The organism is Streptomyces sp. NPDC057486, assembly GCF_042802415.1.
In the GTDB taxonomy this organism is placed as follows: Bacteria; Actinomycetota; Actinomycetes; order Streptomycetales; family Streptomycetaceae; genus Streptomyces; species Streptomyces yanii.
In genome coordinates this window covers 1-4,308 of sequence record NZ_JBHVEE010000268.1, presented here as the reverse complement: position 1 = coordinate 4,308, position 4,308 = coordinate 1, and the positions used below count along the sequence as shown (strand labels likewise).

The window sequence follows — 4,308 nt, the reverse complement described above, 5'->3', positions numbered from 1 at the left end:
CGCCAACATCACCGCCGCAGCCAACTACGCCGCCCACCGCTACGGCTCCATCGACAACGTCAACTCGGCCTACTGACCACCGGCCCGCCGACACCCCGCGCCGACCACACAGCCGAACCCGGTCAGGACCTGCCCGGGCCCGGCCATGCGAACCCGCCCCCACCCGCCCAGTCAGACCTGGGGGCCGGCCCTCGAAACAGGCCGGCCGGGCGGACCACTGCGGGCGCAGTGTTCGTGACCGGCCTGCCGGTGGCAGCGTTCCCGCGTCCACCGGCGGCACATCCTGCACGGTGCGGCGCGCACACGCATCGTGGCCGCGGCCGAGGCGGCCCGGCCCCGCGCCGCTTTCGGGAAGAGAGCTGTGCCGCAGTACCAGCGCACCCCCCACCGGGCGCTGCCCGGTGCTGCTGCGGTGGAGGCAGCGGACAGCGGTGCCGAAGCACCCCACGAGCAGCCCGGGCGGCAGGCTGCGCGGTGTGTCCGAGCCGGACGCCGAGACGTGCCGGTGTACTGCGCAGATGCCGCCCCGGCGCTTTCGCAGCCCTTCTTGACCACCACCGCATCCACTGCGCCGGTCTTCGCCGTGACCGCATCCGCACTGCCGCCTTGCCAGAAGACGCTCAGCACGAGCGCCTGACACAGCACCAGACCGGTCGGCCCCGCAACCGCGGCGGCCGGCTTCGCTGTTCCCCAACCGCCCCAGCCCGGCCACCGCGTCCACGCGGTCACAATGTGCACGGCGGTCATGCGCCGGGCACCGGCGTCATCCGAGGGCGTTCCTACGCCGCTTCCCCAGAGACAAGGACGGCTGCCGCTGGGATGCCACCGCGCACGATCCGGTCACCCGCGTACGCATCCACAGGGGCCGGGCACGTCACGGTGCACCAGCACCGGCCGGTGGCCGGCAGGTCAAGACGGTCCCGGTCGCGCGCGAGGGCGACAAGTGGTCCGTCGTGCTGACCGCCGAACAGGCCGCACCCGATCCACTGCCCGCGACCGGCCCCACGGTCGGCACCGACCCGGGCAGAACCGGCTTCCCCGCCGACTCGCACGGTGAGTTCACGCCCAGCCCGCGTCACGGCCGCAAAGCCGCCGCGAAGCCCGAAACCGTGCACCAGGCGCTGCCCCGGTGCAAACATGCCGGCAAGCACCGCCGCAAGGCCCTGGCGACAGACGTTCGCGCCCTGCCTCGCACGGCCCGCCACCGGCACCCTTGACCACGCGCCCGAAACCGCGCCCGCCCCCGCGCGCGAACACGGCGTCAACGCGCACGAAGACCTCACGATCCGCAACATGAGCCGGACCCCCGCACCAAAGCCCGGCCCCGGCCGGCCTGACAGCCTCCCGCCCGGTAAAGCCGCGGGCAAAGCCGGGCCGAACCGTTCGATCAGCAATGCCGGTTGGGGTGTTCCTCGTGATCTGAACCGCCAGGGCCGAAAGCGCCGGACGGGACACGACGGCCGTGGACCCTTGCACCACTCCCGGCAGTGCCCCGAATACCGGCACACCACCACAGAGAACCGGCCCGCCCAGGACACGTTCCACTCCACCGCGTGCAGCCACACCGCACACGCCGGCACAGGGGGCGCCCCGAACGTTCTACGGGCCGGCCGGCCCGTCGCACAGCCCAACCCGCACAGCGGAAAACCACCCCTTCAAGGGTGCAGGAATCACGCGGTGGCTGATCTCAGCAAATGTCTGCGATCGCTGCCCGCGGCTACGGGCGAGCACCCGGCAACTGACCGCGGCCGCCCCGTCCAGCCCACGCCCAGGCCCCGCCAGCACCGCCGGAGTCTGTCGAAGCACATCCCCTCCACCACTGTGCTGCACGGGTGGTGACAGCCGTTCGGCAAAACCCCTTGGTCCTGTCACAGCACGAAGCGGACATACGCCACTGCTGCGAGCGGCCCACGGCCAAGGACATCGGACAGCGGCCGGTGCGGTCATCACCACCACACCGGACCGAAACTGATGTCATGACGGACGCCCTGCCGTACAAAGGAAAGGCACATGGCTGTGCGATCCATCAAAACCCGCGCGACCCGCCGGACAGTCCTGGCCGCCCTGGCCGCCGGAGCCAGTGCCGGGACAGCTCCCACCGCCCTATCCCCGCGCCCACCGCACCCGCCGCACCCACCGCCTTCGCCGCACCCGCCGCACCCGCCGCACCCGCCGCACCCACCGCCTTCGCCGCACCCGCCGCACCCACCGCGACAGCCGCACCCACCGCCTTCGCCGCACCCACCGCGACAGCCGCGACAGCCCACATCACCGGGCAGTTGCGCGCCCTGGAACGAAAGCACCGCGCCCGGCTCGGCGCATACGCCCATGACACCGCCACAAACCGCACGGTGATGTACCGGGCAGACGAGCGCTTCCCGATGTGCTCCCTGTTCAAGACCATCGGCGCGGCTGCGGTCCTTCGCGATCTGGACCGAGACGGCGAGTTCCTGGCCCGCCGTATCCGCTACACCGCCCACTACGTGAAGGCCTGCGGCCACTCACCGATCACCGGCACGCCCGAAAACCTCTCCCGCGGAATGACGGTCGCCGACCTGTGCAGATACTCCCTCACACACAGCGACAACACCGCGGCCAACCTCCTGCTCCGAGAACTGGGCGGCCCCACCGCCGTCACCCGCCTGTGCCGCTCCGTCGGCGACCCGGTCACCCGCCTCGACCGGTGGGAACCCGAGCTGAACTCGGCGGAGCCATGGCGCAAGACGGACACCACAACACCCCGCGCGATCGGGCAAACCTACGCCCGCCTCGTCCTGGGCGACGCGCTCGCCCCCCGCGACCGCCGACTGCTGACCGGCTGGCTGCTCGCCAACACCACCAGCAGTGACCGCTTGCGCGCCGGGGTTCTTGCCAACTGGACCATCGCCGACAAGACCGGCAGCGGCAGCTACGGCAACAACAACACCGGCATCACCTGGCCCCCCGGCCGGCCGCCGATCATCCTGGCCGTCATGACCACCAAACCCGACCGAAGAGCCCCCGCCGACAACCAACTCGTCGCCAAAACAGCCGGCGCTCTGACTGCGGCCCTGAGCTGACCACCGGAGCAGACCACCGGAGCAGACCACCGGAGCTGACCACCGGCAACAGCATGCGAGGGCAGACCGGCACGATGAACCCGAGCAACACGGTTCCCGGACCGGCCCACCCCCGCCAAAGAGGCGGCCCGCCGCACCCGGGCCTGGCGCCGTCCCGGCCGCGGTCCCGGACCGTGGGCAAGAGCCGGAGCCGGGAGCGGGGGCGGGGAGCCCTGAACGGTGGCAGGGGTGGCAGGAATCGAACCTGCGGCATCCGGTTTTGGAGACCGGCGCTCTGGCCATCTGAGCTACACCCCTTCGGTGTGCGTCAGCCTGTCATACCCGGCGAGCGAGGCTCCACACAATTTTTCGCGGTCGGTCACCGGGCGCGAACAGAAGGACGGCTTCGGCCGCACCGACCGCGTCGAGTGCGGGTGCGCTCCGCGAAGGCCTCCACGTCAACCTGACGCATCGCCCGGTACCCGGCTCGCACGCCGGAGCAATCACACAAGGCCGTAACCCTTTTCGCCCGCGCCGTGCACGCACAGCACCTCACACACGCACGCGGTCCGGCGCGGCACTCGGCCCGGCACGCACCAACCAGGAAGTGGCCCCGGCATCCCGGCTCCTGAGCGCCCGCAACTCCTCAGCACCCGCAAGGTCCGCGGAGGCAGGACGAAGCCGCGGCAAGGCACCCCCCTTCCTTTTTCTTTTCACCGGGCACCGGGCACCGGTGAGCGCAGAAGGTGCGGGCCGGTCCGGCGGCAATCACCAGGGGGACGGGCCCTGAGAGCACCGCCGGCACATGCGGTGACGGCCCGGCTGCCGGACCTCATCGGCGCTGCCGGCCGGTCGTGCTCGTACCCGCACGGCTGCGTCGGCAGCATCGCAGCCCGGCGCGGCGGCCACCGCGCACACAGGCGCCCTGCACAACGGCGGCCCGCCCGGTCGACGTGCGAAGGGCTCCCGGGCGGGCTTCCGCTTCCATGCTGCCCCCGAGCCCTGCCGCCCGGGTGCTACCGCGCGGCAAGCGGGGCCGAATGAGGTCGGAGCTGCCGCACAGTCGGGTGACACCGAAGGCCGTCAAGCCTCCAGTCCGGCGGTCTCCGCGGTGGGCTGCAGGCGCGGCCCGAAGGAGGTGGCCGCCCACTCCCCCCGCGTACCGGCAGCACGCCCCCCCCCGTTATGTTTTTCGCGGTCCTGCAATGGGGCCGCTGGCCTCCGGGCCCGGTATGGCTGTGTCCCCTCTGTCGAACGGATGACCTGGGGG

At 71.9% G+C, this 4,308-nt stretch carries 2 protein-coding genes and 1 tRNA gene; 2 read left to right on the top strand and 1 reads right to left on the bottom strand.

Annotation, left to right across the window (positions count from 1 at the left end; genetic code table 11):
* Positions 1 to 953: 953 nt before the first annotated feature.
* Positions 954 to 1,217 carry a hypothetical protein gene (locus tag ACFU6I_RS47890; RefSeq protein WP_384380706.1) on the top strand — a complete coding sequence of 88 codons (264 nt, stop codon included), beginning with the start codon at positions 954 to 956 and terminating at the stop codon, positions 1,215 to 1,217.
* Between the two features lie 759 nt (positions 1,218 to 1,976).
* Entirely contained in the window at positions 1,977 to 3,059 is a 1,083-nt protein-coding gene (gene bla / locus ACFU6I_RS47885) for a class A beta-lactamase (protein ID WP_384380703.1), read from the top strand.
* A 220-nt stretch (positions 3,060 to 3,279) separates the two neighbouring features.
* Here the strand turns inward: bla and ACFU6I_RS47880 are convergent.
* Positions 3,280 to 3,356 (bottom strand) — tRNA-Trp (locus tag ACFU6I_RS47880).
* Positions 3,357 to 4,308 lie beyond the last annotated feature (952 nt).